The organism is Wolbachia endosymbiont of Ostrinia scapulalis, assembly GCF_023559145.1.
Taxonomy (GTDB): domain Bacteria; phylum Pseudomonadota; class Alphaproteobacteria; order Rickettsiales; family Anaplasmataceae; genus Wolbachia.
The window spans coordinates 396,841-417,496 of record NZ_CP096926.1 but is presented as its reverse complement, the minus strand read 5'-3'; the positions used below and the strand labels follow the sequence as shown (position 1 = coordinate 417,496).

At 32.9% G+C, this 20,656-nt stretch carries 20 protein-coding genes, 1 tRNA gene and 3 pseudogenes; 14 read left to right on the top strand and 10 right to left on the bottom strand.

The features are described 5' to 3' along the window. The first annotated feature begins 149 nt into the window (after positions 1-149). The 3 genes and pseudogenes from M1L26_RS02165 to M1L26_RS02155 all read left to right on the top strand — a co-directional run bounded on the left by M1L26_RS02165 (position 150) and on the right by M1L26_RS02155 (position 3,009). Positions 150-1,385 carry a metallophosphoesterase family protein gene (locus M1L26_RS02165; RefSeq protein ID WP_250126881.1) on the top strand — a complete coding sequence of 412 codons (1,236 nt, stop codon included), beginning with the start codon at positions 150-152 and terminating at the stop codon, positions 1,383-1,385. A gap of 15 nt (positions 1,386-1,400) precedes the next feature. After that, positions 1,401-1,742, top strand: a pseudogene (locus M1L26_RS02160) (transposase); the annotation flags it as partial. 253 nt (positions 1,743-1,995) lie between these two features. Beyond that, positions 1,996-3,009, top strand: a complete 1,014-nt coding sequence (locus M1L26_RS02155; protein WP_250120331.1) for a hypothetical protein — start codon at positions 1,996-1,998, stop codon at positions 3,007-3,009. A 5-nt stretch (positions 3,010-3,014) separates the two neighbouring features. Here M1L26_RS02155 and dcd read toward each other — a convergent pair whose 3' ends face one another. Both dcd and M1L26_RS02145 read right to left on the bottom strand, forming a co-directional pair. Beyond that, positions 3,015-3,572: a dCTP deaminase gene (gene dcd / locus M1L26_RS02150; RefSeq protein WP_250120330.1), complete on the bottom strand. Its 558-nt coding sequence runs from the start codon at positions 3,570-3,572 to the stop codon at positions 3,015-3,017. 71 nt (positions 3,573-3,643) lie between these two features. Beyond that, complete coding sequence (locus M1L26_RS02145; protein WP_250120329.1) at positions 3,644-5,101, bottom strand: TrkH family potassium uptake protein; 1,458 nt, start codon at positions 5,099-5,101, stop codon at positions 3,644-3,646. Between the two features lie 124 nt (positions 5,102-5,225). On the opposite strand from M1L26_RS02145, the gene M1L26_RS02140 reads away from it, so the two are divergent. Then, positions 5,226-6,200 carry a hypothetical protein gene (locus tag M1L26_RS02140; RefSeq protein ID WP_211907939.1) on the top strand — a complete coding sequence of 325 codons (975 nt, stop codon included), beginning with the start codon at positions 5,226-5,228 and terminating at the stop codon, positions 6,198-6,200. Positions 6,201-6,315: 115 nt separating this feature from the next. Here the strand turns inward: M1L26_RS02140 and M1L26_RS02135 are convergent, their stop codons facing one another. From M1L26_RS02135 to rpsB, 5 genes are all read right to left on the bottom strand, one after another. Next, on the bottom strand, positions 6,316-7,332 hold the full coding sequence (locus M1L26_RS02135) for a substrate-binding domain-containing protein (RefSeq protein WP_135352867.1): 1,017 nt from the start codon (positions 7,330-7,332) through the stop codon (positions 6,316-6,318). 192 nt (positions 7,333-7,524) lie between these two features. Next, on the bottom strand, positions 7,525-8,082 hold the full coding sequence (gene frr / locus M1L26_RS02130; protein ID WP_211907935.1) for a ribosome recycling factor: 558 nt from the start codon (positions 8,080-8,082) through the stop codon (positions 7,525-7,527). A 7-nt stretch (positions 8,083-8,089) separates the two neighbouring features. Continuing rightward, positions 8,090-8,833 (bottom strand): UMP kinase, encoded by a 744-nt coding sequence (pyrH, locus tag M1L26_RS02125; protein WP_015588403.1) that lies wholly within the window; start codon positions 8,831-8,833, stop codon positions 8,090-8,092. Continuing rightward, on the bottom strand, positions 8,817-9,662 hold the full coding sequence (tsf, locus tag M1L26_RS02120) for a translation elongation factor Ts (RefSeq protein WP_250120328.1): 846 nt from the start codon (positions 9,660-9,662) through the stop codon (positions 8,817-8,819). The genes pyrH and tsf overlap by 17 nt, the downstream gene beginning before the upstream one ends. After that, complete coding sequence (gene rpsB, locus M1L26_RS02115) at positions 9,659-10,474, bottom strand: 30S ribosomal protein S2 (protein ID WP_211908765.1); 816 nt, start codon at positions 10,472-10,474, stop codon at positions 9,659-9,661. The genes tsf and rpsB overlap by 4 nt, the downstream gene beginning before the upstream one ends. A gap of 181 nt (positions 10,475-10,655) precedes the next feature. Between rpsB and M1L26_RS02110 the strand changes: the two genes are divergently transcribed. From M1L26_RS02110 to glmS, 3 genes are all read left to right on the top strand, one after another. Next, positions 10,656-10,732, top strand: a tRNA-Asp gene (locus M1L26_RS02110). Positions 10,733-10,862: 130 nt separating this feature from the next. Beyond that, entirely contained in the window at positions 10,863-11,276 is a 414-nt protein-coding gene (gene yajC / locus M1L26_RS02105) for a preprotein translocase subunit YajC (RefSeq protein ID WP_006012489.1), read from the top strand. An 8-nt stretch (positions 11,277-11,284) separates the two neighbouring features. After that, positions 11,285-13,096: a glutamine--fructose-6-phosphate transaminase (isomerizing) gene (glmS, locus tag M1L26_RS02100; protein ID WP_211907929.1), complete on the top strand. Its 1,812-nt coding sequence runs from the start codon at positions 11,285-11,287 to the stop codon at positions 13,094-13,096. A gap of 266 nt (positions 13,097-13,362) precedes the next feature. Here glmS and M1L26_RS02095 read toward each other — a convergent pair. After that, positions 13,363-13,516: pseudogene (locus M1L26_RS02095) on the bottom strand (IS481 family transposase); the annotation flags it as partial. Between the two features lie 213 nt (positions 13,517-13,729). On the opposite strand from M1L26_RS02095, the gene M1L26_RS02090 reads away from it, so the two are divergent. Both M1L26_RS02090 and M1L26_RS02085 read left to right on the top strand, forming a co-directional pair. Beyond that, positions 13,730-14,479: a kinetochore Spc7 family protein gene (locus M1L26_RS02090; RefSeq protein WP_211907927.1), complete on the top strand. Its 750-nt coding sequence runs from the start codon at positions 13,730-13,732 to the stop codon at positions 14,477-14,479. 227 nt (positions 14,480-14,706) lie between these two features. Beyond that, positions 14,707-15,747: a hypothetical protein gene (locus M1L26_RS02085; protein WP_250120327.1), complete on the top strand. Its 1,041-nt coding sequence runs from the start codon at positions 14,707-14,709 to the stop codon at positions 15,745-15,747. Here the strand turns inward: M1L26_RS02085 and M1L26_RS02080 are convergent. Continuing rightward, entirely contained in the window at positions 15,737-16,261 is a 525-nt protein-coding gene (locus tag M1L26_RS02080; RefSeq protein ID WP_250120326.1) for a gamma carbonic anhydrase family protein, read from the bottom strand. The two genes, M1L26_RS02085 and M1L26_RS02080, sit on opposite strands and share 11 nt — an antisense overlap. 116 nt (positions 16,262-16,377) lie before the next feature. Between M1L26_RS02080 and secG the strand changes: the two genes are divergently transcribed. From secG to M1L26_RS06535, 5 genes and pseudogenes are all read left to right on the top strand, one after another. After that, entirely contained in the window at positions 16,378-16,698 is a 321-nt protein-coding gene (secG, locus tag M1L26_RS02075) for a preprotein translocase subunit SecG (protein WP_250120325.1), read from the top strand. Next, positions 16,698-18,305: a CTP synthase gene (locus M1L26_RS02070; protein WP_250120324.1), complete on the top strand. Its 1,608-nt coding sequence runs from the start codon at positions 16,698-16,700 to the stop codon at positions 18,303-18,305. The genes secG and M1L26_RS02070 overlap by 1 nt, the downstream gene beginning before the upstream one ends. A 39-nt stretch (positions 18,306-18,344) precedes the next feature. Further along, the gene (locus M1L26_RS02065) at positions 18,345-18,503 is read left to right on the top strand and encodes a hypothetical protein (protein WP_246433144.1); all 159 of its coding nucleotides are present in this window, start codon (positions 18,345-18,347) and stop codon (positions 18,501-18,503) included. Positions 18,504-18,655: 152 nt separating this feature from the next. Further along, positions 18,656-19,063: a nucleoside deaminase gene (locus M1L26_RS02060; protein WP_211907921.1), complete on the top strand. Its 408-nt coding sequence runs from the start codon at positions 18,656-18,658 to the stop codon at positions 19,061-19,063. A gap of 73 nt (positions 19,064-19,136) precedes the next feature. Further along, positions 19,137-19,278 (top strand): annotated as a pseudogene (locus M1L26_RS06535) (IS3 family transposase); the annotation flags it as partial. Positions 19,279-19,506: 228 nt separating this feature from the next. On the opposite strand, the gene M1L26_RS02055 reads toward M1L26_RS06535, so the two are convergent. Continuing rightward, positions 19,507-20,589, bottom strand: coding sequence for a hypothetical protein (locus tag M1L26_RS02055; protein WP_250120323.1), 1,083 nt, complete (start codon positions 20,587-20,589; stop codon positions 19,507-19,509). Positions 20,590-20,656 lie beyond the last annotated feature (67 nt).

The window sequence follows — 20,656 nt, the reverse complement described above, 5'->3', positions numbered from 1 at the left end:
TCATTTTAGGATTTTTCATCTAAAGTGTCAATCTGATACTAGGATAATTTAGGAAATGCCTGTATAATTTAACTATGAATTTTATGGTTACAAACTTTAATCATTTAAGATAATCTTACTGCTAATTCTTAATTTAGGTCTTTATACAAATGAAAATAGCTAATATCTTCATTTTTTTAATTCTATCTCTTACAATTAGCTTTTACCCCACTCATGCACAAATATTGTACACATGGTCTCAAATCATTCCAGAAAATAAATTAAGCATACGTGCGATTATAGACAATAACATGTGTCCCATTGCTTACGTCGATAATAAGGCAGTAGAAATGCTAAATCGCAGCTCAATTAACAATACCGAAACAGTTTGTGAACTGATAGTAGAAACAAATGCTCAAAACATTAGTGTTGACAATATAAAAGTTCCCGTATTAGCGGAAAAGATCAGCAAAATTGCCTTCATTGGCGATACAGGATGTAGAATAAATATGTTATTTCAGCAAGAATGTAATTCTGTAGATAACTGGCCTTTGAAAAAAAATTTAGATTCAATCGCTTTTCATAAACCAGATTTAATTATCCATGTTGGTGATTATCATTATAGACAAACAAAATGTAGAAACACAAAAAAGTGCGGCGATATTTATGGATATAGCAAAGAAGCTTGGTACGCTGATTGGTTTGAGCCTGCAAAAGATATTTTAACACAATCTCCTTTTCTTTTTGTTCGTGGAAATCATGAGAGTTGTAATAGAGCTTATGAAGGATGGTTCAGATATTTAGATTCATACCCCTTTTTCCCTCAAAAATGTGAAGATCTTATTTCCAGTTGGTTCTTAGATGCTGGGCCGATGAAGTTTTTTATCTTCGACTCTTCATCCGGTGAGGAAATTTTTACAACCCAAAGCACAGTTGATGCTTTTGAGAGGCAGTTTGATAAATTGATACAAGATAAGCCCACGTGGTTTTTGACTCATAAACCACTTTGGAGATCTCCAAAAAAAGAATTTTTGACATTAAAAAGCCATGGTAATCTTACACAAATTGAAGCTTTTGGAGATAAATTTCCAAGCAATGTTACTACCATAGTTTCTGGCCACATTCATATAGCCCAAATTTTATTAATGGATAATGTTCCAGATCAGATTATAGTTGGAAACGGCGGTGCATTATTACACGCTCAAGATCAAGAACCTGTTTATCAAAACGTAGAATTTAACTATCCAAATAGTAGAAATTACTTAGCACACGAAGTTAGAAACTTTTTCGGCTTTGGCTTTGCAATATTAGGTTTAGACGATCACAAATTTACTTTCTATAACCAAGATAATAAGGAAATGTATTCTGCAAACCTAACGAAAGACTTTAAACTCAAAACAAATTAAAATTAGGACTATTTAAGGACGCAGAAAAAACGTGCTGAGCTTAAAAAACTCATAGCAACAAAAAACACTGAAATTCTTGTATATATCGACTAATCTGGAATTGATAACACAAAAGTCAGCGTATTAGTATGATTGCAGCTTTGAATAAGGGAAAAATTATGGCGCCTATGATTTTTGAAGGCTACTGCGATACAGACGTTTTTAATAGCTAGTTCAAGCTTTATTGCTGGGTGATTTTGGATAATGCAACTTTTTATAGAAAATAAGTGAATTTGTTAAAAGTATCGGTGCTGAAGTTATATATCTGCCTCCATATTCTCCTGATTTTAATCAAACCATTGGTTTGCTATAAAAAATTGAGCCAGAAAGAATATCCAGCTATTCAAACTATTAGAAAAAGAGCTATATATGAGCATGTTTTAGCACAGACATTTTTTTGTAACTAGGCGAATGCAATCAGTTTTAGCTGCTTGAGAGGATATCAATTAATAAAGAAATGCATCTATAGTAATTAGAAGAAAGAATGAAAAAGTACAGAAGTAGAAATGTGAGTTGACAAAATAAGAGAAATATAATATATTGACGATAGTGATACTATTTAAAATTAATTATGCCAGTGGTAGTAAATACACCAGGTAACATACAAAGAACGTCAAAATTAAGAGATATTTTACTAGCCCCTGTGAGGTGGCTAGTCATTGGTTTAGCTGTAGTATTACTCATAGCATCTATTGTTCTTGTTCTAGCATTAACTCTAGTCGCTCAAGCATTGAGTAAGCTATATGTTCTTGCAGGAGGCAAATTACCAGAATGGTTAGATCAAAGAACTGAAGCATTTATGGAGGCAGCGCGTATCCCACAAACAACGCATGATACTAATGTAAATGATGCAATTAATATTAACGTTCAAAAGCTAAAAGAAAACTATGGCGAGCCTTATGTTGATGATAAGTTTATAAAGGAAATAGAAGGATTTATTGATCAGTTAGAGTGCATAGCAAATGGCACACAAAAAGCTGTAGATAAAGATCAACTCACAGCAGATGAGCAAAAACATGCGCTTGAGTGCCTAAAGCGTATAAAAAATGACCCTGATTCACATAGTGGAAGTGGATTAAGATTGAAGCAAGTTTTAAGTTTGGTTTGGAAAGCTTGTAAGGATAAAAATAAAAAAAGTACTGATAATAATATAGATATTAATACCCGCATATCACAGAGAAAATATCAACTGGTTAAACATTTAGTAGAATCGCAAACAGAATACGGAGTACTTGTTGGCAGTGCATGTTTTACTGGTACCTTTAACAGTATTGTCTCTTCCTTGTACACTTTTGAAGAGTTTTCCTTCTTGCAAAGAGCGGATAAGGCTACTGTAAAACAAGAATTTCAAAATGAGCTACAAAAAAAAGGTGAAGAATTATTTAATCAGCTTGCCAATGATGAAGAAAAAAAAGAAGTTGCAAAAGCTTTAAGTAATCCTTCTACAAATTTCTTTATTAGCTTTATAGAATCATTTAAAAATCACTCTGCACGTGCAGTTTTAGGTGATAAAAAATGTGATGAACTAATAAAAGAAAATTTTGCTAATCTTCAATACAAAGAATCAATATCTAGCTTTATCTAAAGTAATCACTTAACTAACGGCAAAGTGATACCATGTTGATTCATATATTTTCCTTTCATATCATCGTATGATTTCTCGCATTCACTTTCGCCGCGTAAAAACACAAATTGGCATGCTCCTTCATTAGCGTAAATTTTTGCAGGAAGTGGAGTAGTGTTAGAGAATTCAAGTGTGACGTGACCTTCCCATCCAGGCTCTAAAGGTGTGACGTTTACTATAATACCACATCTTGCATAAGTTGATTTACCAACACAAATTACCAGTACATTCCTTGGTATACGAAAATATTCCACCGTGCTGGCAAGTACAAAACTATTTGGTGGGATTATACATACATCTGTTTCCTTATCTATGAAACTATTCTCAGAAAAATTCTTGGGGTCTACAATAGCTGAATTAACATTAGTAAAAATCTTAAACTTATTACTAACTCTTGCATCATAGCCATAAGATGATAATCCGAAAGATACAACACCCTTACTGCTTTTATGATTCACAAAAGGCTCTATCATTCTAGAGTTTTCAGCCTTTTCCCTTATCCATTTATCTGGCATAACTGCCATAATTGTCCTTTAAAGTTTTGTAATACTTATAATAATATGTAATAGAATTTAAATGTAAACCTGAATTCGCGTTACACTCTTGAATGGCAAAGTTTCCAGTATAAACTACCTATACAAAAATAAATTGGCAATATTTCAAGCCTGCCAAGCAGCATCAAAAACGATAGAAATAGCTTTACTCCACCACTAAAGGAGGAATAATTACCTGAAGGACCTATTAGGTTACTAAACCCTGGGCCAGAATTTGTAAGCATTGCAGAAACAGAGCTGATGCTAATTATAAAGTCCGCATTGCTCAAGTAAGACATCACTATTGATGATATAGTGAACGTTAACATGTAAATCGCAAAAAACGTAAAGACGGATTGAACTTCATCATTTTCCAGTATTTTACCATTGAGTTTTACTCTATCGCTTTCACTTGGATTTAATAAAGAGCTAAAGTAATTCCTTATAGATTTTAGAAAAATGACTAAACGGAAGATTTTGATTCCACCACTAGCAGAACCACCACATCCACCAATAAAGGCTGAAAAGAAAGCTAAGACTGAAATAAAGCTCCAATTCAAGTAGTTGCACATTACATAGCCAGTTGATGTGATAAAGGAGGTAATGGTGAATGTGCTGTACCTAAATGATAAAAATACTCCTAAGTCAAAATTTTTATATAACCAAAAACAAGCAAGCAAAGATGAGATAACAACTATCTTAATAAAGTAAGAGACCTGTTCATCATAACAAACGTCTAATCGTCTTATAATTTTTAAATAGCTCAGAAAAGGTAAAGAGCCTAAAATCATAAAGATAATTGTTATGACCTCCAATATAGGGTTATTGTAGTAGCCTATAGAATCGTTATAGTTAGCAAATCCACCAGTTGATACAGCGGACATTCCGTGACATACTGCGTCAAATAATGGCATGCCAGCTAGATAGTAGGAAAATATGCACAATAAAATTAGGCAGTAATATATTTCTGCAATATGTATTACTACGCTTCGCGTATGTGGTAACTTTCTTTTAAGAGCATCTGAGTACTCAGAATAGAGTAAATTATTTAAGCTCAAAACCTTAAATATGGGAAAAATTGCAATTCCTACTGTAATTACTCCAAAACCACCTATACCGTGCAGCATTGCTCTCCACAGTAGTATCCCCGGAGATTGTTGCTCGATGTAACTTAGAACAGTTGCTCCTGTGGTTGTAATCCCAGATACTGCTTCAAACAGTGCATCAATGTAGCTTAAACTATCAAGATAAAATGGAATAGCTGCAAATAGAGATAATGCAATCCAGGTACAACTGGTAATCGCAAAAATTGCCGGCATTCCATGTAACCTACTTAGTTTACCCAATAGAATAAAAATCGCACTAAATATGCAGGTAACTATAAATCCAACCAGAAAATTTTTCCATTCGTAACCTAGATAATTATTAGTAATAGCAGGAATAAGCATTGCTACGCCAAACAACAATAGAAAAATTCCCACAATAAACGCAATTGAACGTAAAACTTGCAGACTTTCCATAGACAGTACTTTGAAAGCTATATGTTATTAAAACTTCAACCGCTTTGCTAATTTTTTCTCTTGACTTGATTATAAATAAGTATAATTATAGCGCTAAATTTGCCATAAGAGATAGAGGTAAGGTATGTTATTAACTGACAGACAAAAAAAAATTCGAGATTCATTAATTAGTGAAGCTATAAAAGGCAACTTTGAGAATATAAAAAATAATCACGATAGCGATATACAAGAAGTTTTGAAAAACGAATTACCTAGTAATATACAAGAAGAGTTTAAAGGCGATCTACCTAATCCTTGTACCACTTCACAATTTATTATATTCCAAAAAAATCAAAAGGAAATTAATCAATGTATACAGAAAATGGAGCAAAAAATTGAGAGTATTTCGTGTGATATAGCTATACAAGAAGCGAAAGGAAGTGATGATTCGCATATGCAAAAAGTGAAAAACTTAAAGAGAATAAGTGATCTTCACCACAAATTACGTCAAACAATAGATTATTTAGATGTTAAAAAAGTTAAAGCAGTATTAGAAGATTGTGATACAAATCTAGCAATGATTTTAAATAGACCTATACATTCACAGAGCAAAACTACCCTTTTACTTTATCCTCTGCAAGTTGGTCTTAATAAACGATATATAGGTGATGGTAAAAGATTGAAACAAGAAGATCTGAGAAATATAAAAGAAATTACTAAACTTCTTTGGGATAAAGCTTCTCCTGAGATTCGCGATTTCTGGTTTAAATTCCATCAAGATCAACAAGAAGAAAGTACAAAAGACACAAAAGCAACCTTTGAAGCTCATTTGAAAAAAGCTTCTCCTGATATTCGTGACTTGTGGCTTAAATATCAAAGAGTGCCTGAAAATCAAGATGCAGCTGTAATAAAACTTCTTAAAGGTGAGCAACAACGGCATGCCAAGATAGGTAGTGAGAAGTGGCTTGAAGATTTTATTCAAGAAGTTAAGGATTACAAAGAACAAAAAAGCATAAAAGAAAATTGTGAAATAGCCATAGAGAAACCTATCACCAAATGTGTTCTGCAAAACGCGCAACTTTCTAAAGTGAGCACAAATAGAGCCTGTTATATTTCGTAGAAAGTTTTTGTAGTAAATGAGTGCTTAGGAAAGCTAAGTATGATAACAATAAAAACAAGAAATTTAAACGTTCTATTGTTAACCTAGTATCCAGAATAAAAAAATATCAAAGTCATCATATTATATCACGAACCTTTTCCAAGACTTTCTTCATATTTTCACTTGAAAGTGGAATTAGACCAAGCCTAGATAGATATCCACCTTCAGTACTAATAGAGTCTACAACTTCTCTAATGAATTCCCTTAATCCATCAACAGTATCTAAGTGTTCTTTCTTGATATAAAGATATAAAGGCCTTGCTAACATATACTCCCCCGATGATATATTTTTATAAGTTGGCTCAATTCCTGCGATTGTGCTTCCTTGAATCTCATCTTGGTTTTTCGCTAAAAAGCTGAAGCTAAATATTCCTAAAGCATTTTTATTGCTCTTCAACTTTTGTATTATTATGTTTTCATTAATTCCAACTTCTATATATCTTCCATCATCTCTGATATTACTACATGCTTTCTTTCTTTTTTCTTGGTCTTGATAATTCTCTTTGAAAATCCTTGAGTTCATACATGAATATTGATCAAGCATAATAAAATTAATCAAAGTTTCATGTGTACCTGTATTTTGATGTGGGCCATAGATTTTAATTTCTGTTTTTGGTAGAGCTTGATTTACATCAGACCAAAATTTCTTGTTATTCTTTACTAATCTATCATTGTCTTCAGAATATGAAGATAAAGTTTCAAACAGGTCATTTTTTGTAAAATCAAATCTATGGCTTTGATTTGAATTTGCAATAACAATTCCATCATAGCCAATTATGATCTCTATTACTTCATTCACTTTATTTCTTTTACATAATTCTCTCTCTACTTCCTTCATAGGGCGAGATGAAGTAGTGATATCTGGTGTGCCTTCCCCTATTCCTGAACAAAACATTTTGAACCCTGATCCACTTCCTATCGATTCTACAACCGGAGTTTTAAAGGAAAATATACGGCTGAATTCTTCAGATATAAATGAGATAAAAGGAAAAACAGTTGAAGATCCAACAATTCTGATATATCTTCTGGCATCAACATTTGACAGTGGGATGAGTAATACAAATGCAAAAATAAGGAAAAGGCGTTTCAGCATCGTTTTCGCTCAAGAGTGTAAACTTAATTATCGTAATAAAAAATCAAACTGAAAAGCTTTTTTTCTAGATTTCAAAAGGTATAACGATCAAATGTGTGCGTAATGATGAGATCTGAATCACAGCATTCATACAGTTGCATATGTATCGAATCCTTGTATGTTTTTCAACACTGAAAATTCTTCCATATTAACTTAATGATGCAATATATCCTTTTCTTTAATAGATAAGTCGTCATCGACTTTTTTTACATTATCATCAGTAATGTTTTGTATTTCCTTTTTGGCAACATGAAAATCATCTTCTGAGATTTCCTTATTTTTCTTCATTTCCTCTATTTCTTCCATAATATCTCTGCGTATATTTCTAATCGCAACTCGTGCATTTTCAGAAAATTGATGCAATAACTTCACTAACTTCTCACGGGTTTCTTGTGTTAAGTCTGGAAGAACTATACGTATAGTATTTCCTTCAACAACAGGATTTAAATTCAGGTTAGCATTGATTATCGCATTTTTTACTTCACCGATAACAGTAGCATCCCAAACTTTAACTGATAGAGTTTTGTTATCTATAGCTGAAACGCCTGCAACTTGGTTCAGTTTTTGATGTCCACCATAGATATTTACAACTATACCATCAAGTAATGATGAGTTAGCTCTACCAGTACGTACACCTTTCATATCATCATGAAAAGACTGAATAGTTTTTAGCATTCTTTCTCTTGTTTTAGCTTTTATTTCGTTTAACATAAATTACCTAATGTTTATAATCTGAGACTATAGTATAAGTACCTTGACCTTTAATAATATTGACCATTTTTTCACTTTTCAAAGAAAAAACTACAATTGGAATAGAATTTTCACGAGCAAGTGAAATTGCTGACGCATCCATAACCTTCAAATCACGAGTTAACAAATCTGTGTAAGAAAGCCTATCGTACATTACAGCATTCTCATTTTTTTTTGGATCAGCAGAATACACGCCACTTACTTGCGTACCTTTTAAAATAACATTACAATTCATTTCAACAGCGCGTAAAGCTGCAGCTGTATCCGTAGTAAAAAATGGATTACCCGTTCCTGCTGCAAAAATTATCACCCTGCCCTCTTCTAAATGATGAATAGCCTTCCTTCTTATATAAGGCTCACATATAGTAGTCATAGGTATAGCAGACAACACCCTAGAGACTATAGAGCTTTTTTCTAAAAAATTTTGCAAAATTAAAGCATTAATGACAGTGCCAAGCATTCCAATATAATCACTGCTTGCTCTTTCACAGCCACTTAAAGATGCTGATGCACCACGAAAAATATTCCCACCACCAACAACAATACAAACTTGAACTCCGAGATTACAAACTTCAACTATGTCTTTGGATAGTTTATCTATCACTTCCATATCATGGCCAAATAGCTTTGATCCCATCAAAGCCTCCCCAGAGATTTTGAATAACACTCTGGGGTATTTTACTTCTGAAGTTTTGTTACTTATTTGCACCATCCAAAGTAAGTAACTTATAATTAGCTAATTTAACAGCACTTGATTCTATAAAATCAGCAATCTTCATTTTATCATCTTTTATAAACTTCTGCTCTAGCAGAACAACTTCTTCATAGTATTTAGCCATTCGTCCATCTACTATTTTTTTCGCTACCTCTTCAGGTTTATTTAAGCTCTTTACTTGCTCCTCAATTATAGAACGCTCATTGTTTAATTTTTCTTGATCTAAATCATCTATAGATAAAGCTTCAGGTTTCATAGCAACTACATGCATAGCTATTTGCTTTCCAATCTCTTGTTTATCACCAGATGATTGCAATGCTACTAAAGCACCAATCTTACCTAAGCCATTCATATCACCATGTACATAGCCAGCAATAATCCCATCCTTAGTCTCTAGGTAGCAAAGATTGCTTAACTCTAACTTCTCACCAAGAACCGATGTACCACTCATAATAGCTTCCTGCACTGTACCAACATCTTCATATTTGGCATTTTTTAACTCATCAAGACTAGTACAACGTTCTTGACAAGCAATTGATGCTAAATTTGAAACTAATGCTATGAACTTCTCATTTCTAGCAACAAAATCAGTTTCACAATTGACTTTAACCAATACACCATAATTTTTAGCCAAGCACATAGCAATAAGCCCATCCGAAGCTACTCTATCAGACTTTTTGTCAGCTTTAGCAAATCCTATTGTACGTAACCTATCAACGGCTTTCTTAATATCACCATCGCACTCTTCTAACGCTTTCTTACAATCGCTTAAGCCAAGCCCTGTTCTATCGCGTAATTCCCTTATACTACTTGAATCCATCTTCATTTACTTACTATTACCTCCCTTTCTGTTTCAACCTTAATACGCTTCTTTTTAGTTTGCACAGTATCCTCTTCTTTTTCTTGAATAAGCTCATCATCCTTAACTCTAGACCTTGTCAAACTAGACTCTATTCCAGCTAATATAGAATCAGCAACTAATTTACAATAGAGCTCTATTGATTTTCTTGAATCATCATTTCCTGGTATAGGATAGGCAATACCATCTGGGTCAGAATTGGTATCAAGTACTCCAACTACAGGAATACCCAGTTTTTTAGCCTCTTTAACCGCTATATGCTCTTTGTTAGTATCAATAATAAATAAAATATCAGGAACTGCTCCCATTTCTCTAATTCCACCCAATTCTTTATCAAGCTTTTTTCTTTTCTTTTCAATGTTTCCTAATTCTTTTTTTGTTAAGATGCTATCTTCATCATTGGATATTTTCTCATATTGTATCAAAGTTTTTATCGAAGAAGAAACAGTGTTCCAATTAGTAAGCATACCACCAAGCCATCGATCATTTACATAATACTGACCACAACGAACTGCTTCACTTGCAACAATATCTAAAGCTTGAAATTTCGTACCAACAAATAAAATGCGACCATCTTGAGATGCAACATCGTATAAAGCTTTCATCGCCACCTCTAACAATGGTAATGTTTTTCGTAAGTCTATTATGTGTATACGATTCTGTTGATGTATACCATATATATATGGGGCCATTTTCGCATTCCAGCGACTAACTTTATGGCCAAAATGCACACCAGATTCAGCTAAATCACGTATAGTAACTTTAGGCAAATTTATCATATTTACTCCTCCAAATAGTTTACCTTCCATGGCATAACCCTAATGGGACTATTTGCATAAGCCATGTGTGAAATTAAGTTATTTACATAGTAATAAAAAAGACAAAAAAGCGCAAACAAAAAATATTGACAAGTGGCAACACGTTGATTAGCTTTAAAGTTGCAAACGTTAAAAAGCAATGGGGGGTGTAGCTCAGTTGGTTAGAGCGCATGCCTGTCACGCATGAGGTCGTGAGTTCAAGTCTCATCACTCCCGCCATTACAGCAGAAACACCCTAAAATTCTTTAAGTTTCTTATTAATTTGAATTAATTTCTTTCAGAGACTTGACATGATATTGTAATTGCTGCTTAATCTATTTAATTTTATCGTTAATAATTGGGATTAAATATGTTTATTTCTGAGGTTTTTGCGGCAGATGCGACTAACAATGTATCAGCATCTGTTGCTAGCTTTATTCCACTCATTTTAATATTTGTAGTATTTTATTTTCTCATTATTCGCCCCAATCACAAAAAACTAAAAGAACATAGAAGGATGATAGATCAAATAAAACGTGGTGATACGGTTATTACTTCTAGTGGAATAATAGGTGAAGTAAACAAAGTTGACGAAGTAAATGCACAACTAATACTAGAAATAGCACCAAAAATTGAAATAAAAATCCTAAAGTCTGCTATATCTGAAATCTTAAATAAAGAAATTCAAAAGCCAGTAGCTAAATCTATTGAAAAAAGCAAAGTTGAAAAGAATGGCAAGAAAAATAAACTAGAGGAAAGTAAAAAAGACAAAAATGCTTCATAATTTACGAAATGTGTGGAATACTAGGTATAGTAAGTAGCGGTGATTCAGTAATACCAACTTTACTAACCGCGTTGCAAAAATTGGAATACAGAGGGTATGACTCTTCAGGTATAGCAATTATAAATAATAGAGGTAAGATAGAAGTCAAAAAATCAGAAGGTAAAGTTGAAAGATTATGTGAAGTTGTTCATGAGAGCAAGATATCTAGTAGCAAAGTTGGTATAGCACATACTCGTTGGGCTACACATGGAGTTCCAAATCTTAAAAATGCTCATCCCATTTATATAAATAATGTTGTTGTTGCTCATAATGGCATGATTGAAAATTACAATATATTAAAAAAGGATCTGGAGGAAAAGGGAGTATCTTTTCATACCGACACTGATACAGAAGTAATACCAAACATATTAACTGCATATCTTAATGAAGGATTGTCACCAGTTGATTCTATATTACAGTGTCTAAACAATTTACAAGGTTCACTTGCTTTGGCTTTATTATTTGCAGAATATCCAGATACTTTATTTGTTGCAAAAAGAAATTTGCCTTTAGCAATAGGATATAACTGTAATAAAGTATTTGCTGCCTCTGATACTAATGCTTTGAGTTCATTTGTAGAAAAAATATTGCATTTAGAAGATAATGATATTGCAGTAATAAAATCTAACGAATTTAGTATATATAATAATGGTACACAAGTTAAACGTAGAACAGAAAATAGCAGTCCAAGAAATTTTCTAATTAGTAAAAATGGTTACCCTAGCTTTATGCTAAAAGAAATTTTTGAGCAACCATATGCATTAAACAAAACAATAAATCAATTTTATAAACAATATAAAGAAATCAACAAAGAATTATTTTCTGAACTAGGTTACATTACTATAGTTGGATGCGGTTCATCCTATTTTGCTGGACTAATAGCAAAGTGTTGGCTGGAAAGTATTGCTCAAATTCGGGTATATCTAGAAATCTCGTCAGAATTTAGGTATAGCAGCGTCAAGCTCGAAGAAGGTAGTATTGGCTTATTCATTTCTCAATCTGGTGAAACTGCAGATACTATGGAAGCACTACGTTATGCGAGATTGCAGAAACAAATGATCATTAGCATAATTAATACATTTAATAGCAGCATAGAAAAAGCCTCAGATATTATATTGCATACTCTTGCTGGACCTGAGATTGGTGTTGCTTCGACAAAAACCTTTTCTACGCAGCTTGCAATTTTAGCATGCTTTGCTGTAGAACTTGGAAAAATAAAAGGTATACTGGGTAGAGAGAGGATAAAGGAACTAAGCGGTGCTATTAATTCTATTCCCGAACATGTTGAGCATGTTTTGAATGTGATGGAAATACAACATATATCAGGCAGTATATTAGAGCACAATAATATAATTATAATTGGGAGAGGAAGCTCATATGGAGTTGCAATGGAAGGTGCATTGAAGATAAAAGAGCTTTCATATATCAACACAATTGGTATTGCAGCGGGAGAAATGAAGCACGGTTCTATCGCTTTGATAGACTCTACTGTACTTGTTATCGCAATTATTCCTTACGATAATTTATTCTTTAAAACGCTATCCAATATACAAGAGATTATTGCAAGAAAAGGTAAAGTAATTGCCTTTAGTGATAAGCAAGGAGCACCGCTCTTAAAGGGAATTTGCATAGATGTGGTGCAACTTCCAGAAGTTGACAATTTTGTTTCTCCAATTATCTACAGTGTTGCTATGCAATTTCTTGCTTATTCTATTGCAGAAAAAAAAGGGTTAGATGTAGATTGTCCGAGAAATTTAGCTAAATCTGTCACAGTTGAGTAACCTATTTAAAGTGAGTTGCTAATTAACAGCTCTAATTGTCAGTTATAAATTACTGAATTTTACTAATAAATTCATTGCTATCATTAGCCCTCTGCGAAAGAATATGTAACTAATGTAAGGATGAGAGAGGCTAAAATCCACGCCTCAAATTAACAAGATTTGCCATTATGGTTACCAGAGACAACTTAACCTAGCAAGCAAGAATTAACTAACAGAAAAATTGAAAACTAATATCAGTTTCTTAATGTAATGCTACTAATATTTTTCTAAAAAGCAATATGTTTTCTATTCAGGAAAGTCTACATCGCCATAACAATATTTACTAGAATGAGGTCTTGTCTCACTGTAAAAACGCAACCAATGATCAACGTCTATCTGAAGATCTTCTAATAAATTGTAGATTGTTTTACAAAAAAAGAGGAGTAAATGAGAGTTCAGTAACTTGATTATAGAGTTGTACTGCCTTTCCATATTTGAAGCAAGTTGTTATTCTACCTCAAACCATAGCACAAAGTAAATATGGCATTTTATACTAAAATTTTCTGTTTATGAGTTATATTATGTAAAGATACTATTTGACATTGAGCTTTAAAGATATTATGTAATAGCATTATTTAATATGTGAGGTTTATTATGGCTAAAGTAAGTGCTGGTGAAAACTCAAAAAAGCTTAAAGATGGTAAAAATCAGCCCATATCACCAAAAAAGTTCAAAGGCAGTCAGTATATGTCACCAAAACGGAGCCAGAATTCTGGTGAAAAGCTATGGAATGTATTAGAATCATTAGAAGAAGCAAAATCAGAGTTGAAAAAAAGAAAGTTTGAAATAGAACTAAAAAAAGACACTAAAATATCAGAAGAAGGAATAGAAAAAGTAGTGGAATTGGAAAGGAAAACAGAAAAAGAGATAGAAGAAATAGCAATGCCAATATCAACGTTACTACTTAAGGAAACAATAATAAAATTACAAGGAACAAAAATAATAAATTTTTTTAAAAAATTAGAAAAACAAGTAAAAGAAATGCAAGAATTATGTAAGAAACTAGAATTAAATGCTAAAATAGAAAAAGAAGATCTAAATAAGCTCGAGGACATAAAGAAAGAATCAGAAAAGTGTTGCAGAGAGTTAGTGAGCTATATGCCTAATTCAAATAATCCTAGAATGTTGTACACTGCTGTTATTGGTGTTGGTCTTGCTGTTGGACTGGTAGCAAGTACTATACTTGAACATACAACTAGACTAAGTATATTAGCAATAATTGGCATAGCTACAGCATCTGCACTCGTAGCTGGTGGTGCTACATATGAAGCACTAAGACCTAATACTAAAATAGATGAATCAAAAGAAGTCCAAATAAAGAGTTCTCATCACTCACTTTCCTAATCACACTTTAATTCAAACTTTATCAGTTTTATTCAAGTTGCTTCTAAAAGGAGAATATCAATGGTGTCCTCCTTACTGATTTGGTTAAAATGCAGAAAACGCCTATGTCAAAATTTACACAGATGTTAAGTGCTGCCACTAATTCCCAGTTAGTACAATTTGTGTATCTTATTGACATATTTAATTTATTCTGTTACAATTTTTACTAATTAGGTTGAGGTAAAACAATGAAGAGTTTTAAATGGCTACTTAATCAAGTCAGACTTTCATGGATTAGCTTAATATCAAAAGTAAAGAGCTTTTTTCAAACTAACGATACACATCATCAAACAACTGCTAGCAATGGAAATGACCATACAAAAAAAATAAGTATAGAGAATAAAATAGAAACGAAAGGTAATGAGATTGATTTAGAGGATGAACAGGATGTGTTTGAGGATGCTCTAACAGGAGAAGAGCTAGATGAAGAAGAATTTTTTTATGCTGTTGAAAGTTTTAATGAACAGGAAGTTAATGCTAATAGAGAAAAAAAGGAATATGAAAAAAATAAGTACTATAGTCTACAAGATGGTCTACAAGAAAAAAATGAATTTGATCACACAACGCACACTCTTACACTTGCTTTTGAAATTGAAAAGCCATTTCCAGACTCTGACCTTAGTAAATTTAAGTTATGCGAACTTAAGCAAAATGGTGATAAATATACGTTTGTCTTAGAAAATGATCAGAAAAATCGAATAGAATTACACTCTGAATATCTCAATATTTATTTTCCTAAGTATTTTGAGAAACACAGTAAAAAAGGAGCTTACACCGAACTTTTTTCTCAAGAAGAAAATAGAATTAGCAATGATATTATAATACCGCTACAAGTTCCAAAAGAAGCAAGCATACTTACCAAAGAGTGCAATTGGCTAATAAGAAAGGTTGTAGGTGAAATACCAGATTATCCAGTGGGCAAATCGCTTGAATACTGCAGGAGTCATGTAAATTTCTCTCTTAACTCAAACAATACTATATCTCTTTTTCTAACATCAGAACTGATAAAACTTGCAGCTAAATCATCAGGTACTCCAACAGAAACAAACTGGCCAATAAAGGATATTATAGTCAGAGGTAGTTTTATTAATCAGCGTATTGATAAGCAAACTAGAGTTGAAAAAGTGATTGAGCCTTATATTGATAAGCATTATATAGTTGAAGAAACTTTTGAAGTAGTTAACGTAGAATGTTCATCAGAGCTGAAGATTTCTCAACCTAGCATATAGCCTTATATTCTTTCATCAGCATGATATAATTTTGTGCAGATTGTGTAATATGTTTTATTTCTTCATTTGACATTTTTTTGAAGAATTGTGCTGGCCTGCCAGCCCATACTTCACCACTTTTTATCACTTTTCCATGTGTCACCAGTGAACCAGCAGCTACCATAGCTTCAGACTCGACAATCGCATGATCCATTATAACAGAGCCCATACCAATAAATGCTTTATCATGTATCATGCATGCATGCAACACACAAAAATGTCCAACCGTCACCATACTACCAATAATCGTGTCACCGCCTGGATTTCTATCTACATGAATTACGGTGCCATCTTGAATATTCGTTTCATCACCTATTTTGATTGATCCAACATCTCCTCTGATCACACAATTAAACCAGATACTCGCATTCCTTCCTATTTCAACGTTACCTATGATACGCACACCATCTGCGATAAAAGAACTTTCATCCATTTTTGGCTCATAATCTTTGTATTTTAAAATGTGATAGCTCATAATTTAAATAAGGTTTAATACATACTTGGATTCCAGTAGTCAAGTTACTCGGGTAAAGATATTCTTGACTTATGATCCTTATGCTCCTAAAATTTTTATTTTTAGCTCTATTCATAATGTCAGTAACAGTACTTAGTATACTTCAAATAATATTAGTTGTTGTATTGGTAATTTTAGTGCTCCTGCAGCCACCTGGAAGTAGTTCATTAAGTGGCTTTAGTAATTCACAGCAGGGAATGAATTCAATAATTCCGGTAAAGTCTTCTGAAAATCCACTCAGTAGAATAACTTCTATAGTTGCTGGACTGTTCATTATAAATACACTGTTACTATCAGGATTATGTTCAAAAGATGTACATAAAAAATCAATTGCAGAGAAGATTATATCAGAAAAAAAGCAAGAAGGCCAATCAACTTCTGTTCCATTTGAAAATTAATGAAAGAAACCAAGTTTATCTTTGTTACAGGTGGAGTTGTTTCATCACTTGGTAAGGGTTTAGTTGCTTCAAGTGTGGGAGCACTTCTTCAAGCTCATGGGTTCAATGTTCGCATCAGAAAGCTTGACCCATATCTCAACATTGATCCTGGAACAATGAGCCCAGCTCAGCACGGGGAAGTATTTGTTACTGAGGATGGTGCTGAAACTGATTTAGACCTTGGACATTACGAGCGTTTTACTAAAATTAAAGCAACCAAGGACGACAATATAACAACTGGTAAAGTATATAATAAATTATTAAAGAAGGAAAGGTGTGGTGATTATCTAGGCAAAACTGTGCAAATCATTCCTCATGTGACAGATTTAATCAAATCTTTCATTTTTAATGGTACAGAAGATTTAGATTTTGTAATATGCGAAATAGGCGGAACCGTAGGTGATATTGAAAGCCAACCGTTTTTGGAAGCTATACGCCAAGTTAATTATAAACTAGGAAAGCAAAAAGTTATCCTTATTCATTTAACTTTAATACCATATCTCACTGCAGCACAAGAATTAAAGACAAAACCGACACAGCATTCAGTTCGAGAGTTAAACTCTGCGGGGTTACAACCAGATATTATATTATGTCGCAGTGAAAAAGAAATTTCCGATAATCAAAAAGAAAAGATAGCCAATCTTTGCAATGTTTCTTTATCTAACGTAATACCTGCTCCTGATGTAAACCATATATACGAGTTACCGTCCTTGTATAATCAATGTGGGCTCGGGACACAAATTTTGGATCACTTTCACTTAAGTAAGCTAAAACCAAGCTTACCTGAATGGGACCAAATAGTACACTCTATGAGACATCCAACACAAGAAGTTATCGTTTCCATAGTAGGAAAATATACTGAATTTCCTGACGCATATAAATCACTGATTGAAGCATTAAACCATGGTGCAATTAGTAATAAAGCTAGAGTGAAGATAAATTGGGTCAACTCAAGAGAAGAGAATGGAAAATCTATAGATGCAAAGTTTATCAGAGAAAAATTACAAAGCTCTAATTCAGTCCTTGTTCCAGGAGGATTTGGTGATAACGGAATAGAAGGTAAAATATTAGCAATAAACTATGCCCGTGTAAATAACATTCCTTTTTTAGGAATATGTCTTGGTATGCAGCTTGCAGTGATTGAATTTGCTCGTAACGTTATTAAGCTTGAAGATGTACACTCTGAAGAATTTTATACTTGCAAACACCCAATCATCAAGCTCGCTGATGGTAAGAACGTTGATCTTGGTGGAACCATGAGACTTGGAACATACAAGTGTAATGTAAATCCAAATTCAAAAATGGCAAATGTGTATAGTAGTGTCACTATTTCAGAAAGACACAGACACAGATATATAGTTAATTTAGATTATAAAAATAACTTAGAAGAGAATGGAATGATATGCAGTGGTATATCAGAAGATAAAACATGCATAGAGGCAGTGGAGCTAAAAAATCACTCATGGTTTATTGGTGTGCAATTTCATCCAGAATTTCAATCAAGACCATTTTCTCCTCATCCTCTCTTTACATCATTTATTAAGGCAGCTATTGACAATAGAGTTTAATAGAACTGAATAAACTATATTCTAATAGAGAGGTAAAAAATGTTACTAAGAAATAGTAAAGATAGCATTACATATGGATCTGCGACCTTCGAGGAATTGAATAGGCATGTAGAACAAATAATATATAAATTAGAGGAGGATCAAATTATAGAGGATATAATGGAAGAAGTAGTTGTAGCTATAAACGAACTAAAATAGGTAGAAGAAATAAAAAAATATTTAAAGCGAGAAATAGATAGCCTTGTAAAAAGGACAATAGTCCTTAGTGAATTCTATAACCTAGAAAAAATAGAAAAGCCAAGAAAAGAAAATTATATTTACCCAAGCACCTAATGTTTAAGTACCAATACATGGAACTTGCCATAGAGCAAGCAAAACTTGCTCAGAAAGATGGCGAAGTGCCAATAGGTGCTGTAATAGTTAATGGAAACAATATCATCTCCTCTGCACACAATATATCTAATGATCCAACTGCACATGCAGAAATGTTAACAATTAGAAAAGCATTTTCAACTTCCACGCTTTATGAAGCTGAAATGTACGTAACGTTAGAGCCGTGCCCGATGTGCGCTCAAGCTATCTCTTTTGCAAAAATTAAACGTCTGTACTTCGGGGCTTACAATCCCAAAGGTGGAGGAGTTGAAAACGGCACTAGAATATTTCAATTCTGTAACCACATACCTGAAGTTTATGGTGGAATATTAGAAACAAAATGTTCTCTTTTATTAAAAGATTTCTTTGAGAAATTGAGAACTTAGTTTAAGATCTGTGAGATTGTTTCAATATTTTTTGAGTAAAATCTGTATTATAACTCTTTCGTATATTTGACCAATTTGCTCATTCAACGTACATAAGGGATGTTATTACGATAACTCCGTTGCAGAAAAGTTTACTCAAAAGGGAGCTTCTTATTGATACTTCTCAACGTTCTGTTCAACAAACTAGAACTTCCATATTTGAATACGTAGAAATTAGATTTCTTGCACTACTGGAATCTAGATTTTCTTGCTAAATCCCAGACTGGCTGGTTATGCAAGAAATCTATTTTTTATCATAAATAACTTAAATATTATATTATAAACTCTGCTAAATTTATTCTCACAACAAAAACTTCTTCTCTACTTTTTTTTGAGTAAGGTCACCAATTCTATTTTTCTACAAAAGTGTTCTCTGAACTAAAAAATCCAGAGAACATTCTCTCTTATATCAACTCATTATCAATGGGAAAAGAACTAACCTCATTATCATAAGAGTAAGGAGTTGTTCTTTGCACATTATCAAAGACAGCTTTTAATAGTACTTCCTTATCACTATCCCATGCAACTTTCTCCATAATTGCATTATAATCTTTACACTTTTGATCATTTCCACAGTCCTTGATTTTACCATTAAGCTTTAGATAAGGCTTTAATGAATTATAGTGTACTTGAGTATTATTGCCCTCTTTATCTATCATATTCCCTGCGTTATTAACAATTATCAATGGTGCAACTTGTTTCGCTTTCACAATACTTGCTCCACCGGAGTCTTTGATGAGATCAGGACATGATTCTCTAGAAAAAAAATTCTTGTTTAATTCTTTATTATCATAACCATTGCCAAATTGGCAAAAACTCTTAACATTCTCATCCTGACAGGCTAACTCTTGTGGATTATCAATACATTTAAGACATTTCGTATTACCAAAGTTAGCTACTGAACTAATAGTATCAGTAAAGGCAAATTTAAAATTTACTGCACCATAAACACCCTCTGATCCCTTTTCTATATATGGCAAAATTTTAGAATTACTATACATCTCAGGATAGAGTTCTTTTAATAAATCAGATGTATTAAAACCTTGATAACCTATCTTATTATCCGATTTATACAAAGTAGCCTTAGGCCCACAAATTTCTGGCAGGCTACGATCTGGTGTTATTTCTCGAGATGTAATTTCTCCACTTTCATTCCCTCCTTCATTGGTAACATGTTTGCCTCTATCATTTTCATTCCCTCCCTTAATACTAGGTTTATCTGTACCGATTCTTTTCTCATTTTTACATTCTTCAGCTGCTTTTTTATACCACTCAGTCTCTGCTTTTGCCATGTTAATTTTACACTTTAAAAGTTCTTCTTTTACTCCTTCAATCTTACTCTGCATCACTTCTTCTTTCTCCTGTTCAATTTTGTACCTCAAAACTTCCTCTTTTGCTAGTTTAGCTTCTAATTTTGCTTGTTCAGCTTCTGCTTTAATATCATCACATTTTTCCTGATTAATTGCCTGTCCACCGTTTTCTTTCATCTTCTCAGCATCTTTTTTACACTGTATTAACTCATCTTTTGCTGCCTCAGCTTCATTCTTAGTTTGT

Coding starts and splice junctions, on each gene's coding strand:
- M1L26_RS02165 (WP_250126881.1), top strand. CDS start 150: ATGAAAATAGCTAATATCTTCATTTTTTTAATTCTATCTCTTACAATT.
- M1L26_RS02155 (WP_250120331.1), top strand. CDS start 1,996: ATGCCAGTGGTAGTAAATACACCAGGTAACATACAAAGAACGTCAAAA.
- dcd (WP_250120330.1), bottom strand. CDS start 3,572: ATGGCAGTTATGCCAGATAAATGGATAAGGGAAAAGGCTGAAAACTCT.
- M1L26_RS02145 (WP_250120329.1), bottom strand. CDS start 5,101: ATGGAAAGTCTGCAAGTTTTACGTTCAATTGCGTTTATTGTGGGAATT.
- M1L26_RS02140 (WP_211907939.1), top strand. CDS start 5,226: ATGTTATTAACTGACAGACAAAAAAAAATTCGAGATTCATTAATTAGT.
- M1L26_RS02135 (WP_135352867.1), bottom strand. CDS start 7,332: ATGCTGAAACGCCTTTTCCTTATTTTTGCATTTGTATTACTCATCCCA.
- frr (WP_211907935.1), bottom strand. CDS start 8,082: ATGTTAAACGAAATAAAAGCTAAAACAAGAGAAAGAATGCTAAAAACT.
- pyrH (WP_015588403.1), bottom strand. CDS start 8,833: ATGGTGCAAATAAGTAACAAAACTTCAGAAGTAAAATACCCCAGAGTG.
- tsf (WP_250120328.1), bottom strand. CDS start 9,662: ATGAAGATGGATTCAAGTAGTATAAGGGAATTACGCGATAGAACAGGG.
- rpsB (WP_211908765.1), bottom strand. CDS start 10,474: ATGATAAATTTGCCTAAAGTTACTATACGTGATTTAGCTGAATCTGGT.
- yajC (WP_006012489.1), top strand. CDS start 10,863: ATGTTTATTTCTGAGGTTTTTGCGGCAGATGCGACTAACAATGTATCA.
- glmS (WP_211907929.1), top strand. CDS start 11,285: ATGTGTGGAATACTAGGTATAGTAAGTAGCGGTGATTCAGTAATACCA.
- M1L26_RS02090 (WP_211907927.1), top strand. CDS start 13,730: ATGGCTAAAGTAAGTGCTGGTGAAAACTCAAAAAAGCTTAAAGATGGT.
- M1L26_RS02085 (WP_250120327.1), top strand. CDS start 14,707: ATGAAGAGTTTTAAATGGCTACTTAATCAAGTCAGACTTTCATGGATT.
- M1L26_RS02080 (WP_250120326.1), bottom strand. CDS start 16,261: ATGAGCTATCACATTTTAAAATACAAAGATTATGAGCCAAAAATGGAT.
- secG (WP_250120325.1), top strand. CDS start 16,378: ATGTCAGTAACAGTACTTAGTATACTTCAAATAATATTAGTTGTTGTA.
- M1L26_RS02070 (WP_250120324.1), top strand. CDS start 16,698: ATGAAAGAAACCAAGTTTATCTTTGTTACAGGTGGAGTTGTTTCATCA.
- M1L26_RS02065 (WP_246433144.1), top strand. CDS start 18,345: ATGTTACTAAGAAATAGTAAAGATAGCATTACATATGGATCTGCGACC.
- M1L26_RS02060 (WP_211907921.1), top strand. CDS start 18,656: ATGGAACTTGCCATAGAGCAAGCAAAACTTGCTCAGAAAGATGGCGAA.
- M1L26_RS02055 (WP_250120323.1), bottom strand. CDS start 20,589: ATGAAAGAAAACGGTGGACAGGCAATTAATCAGGAAAAATGTGATGAT.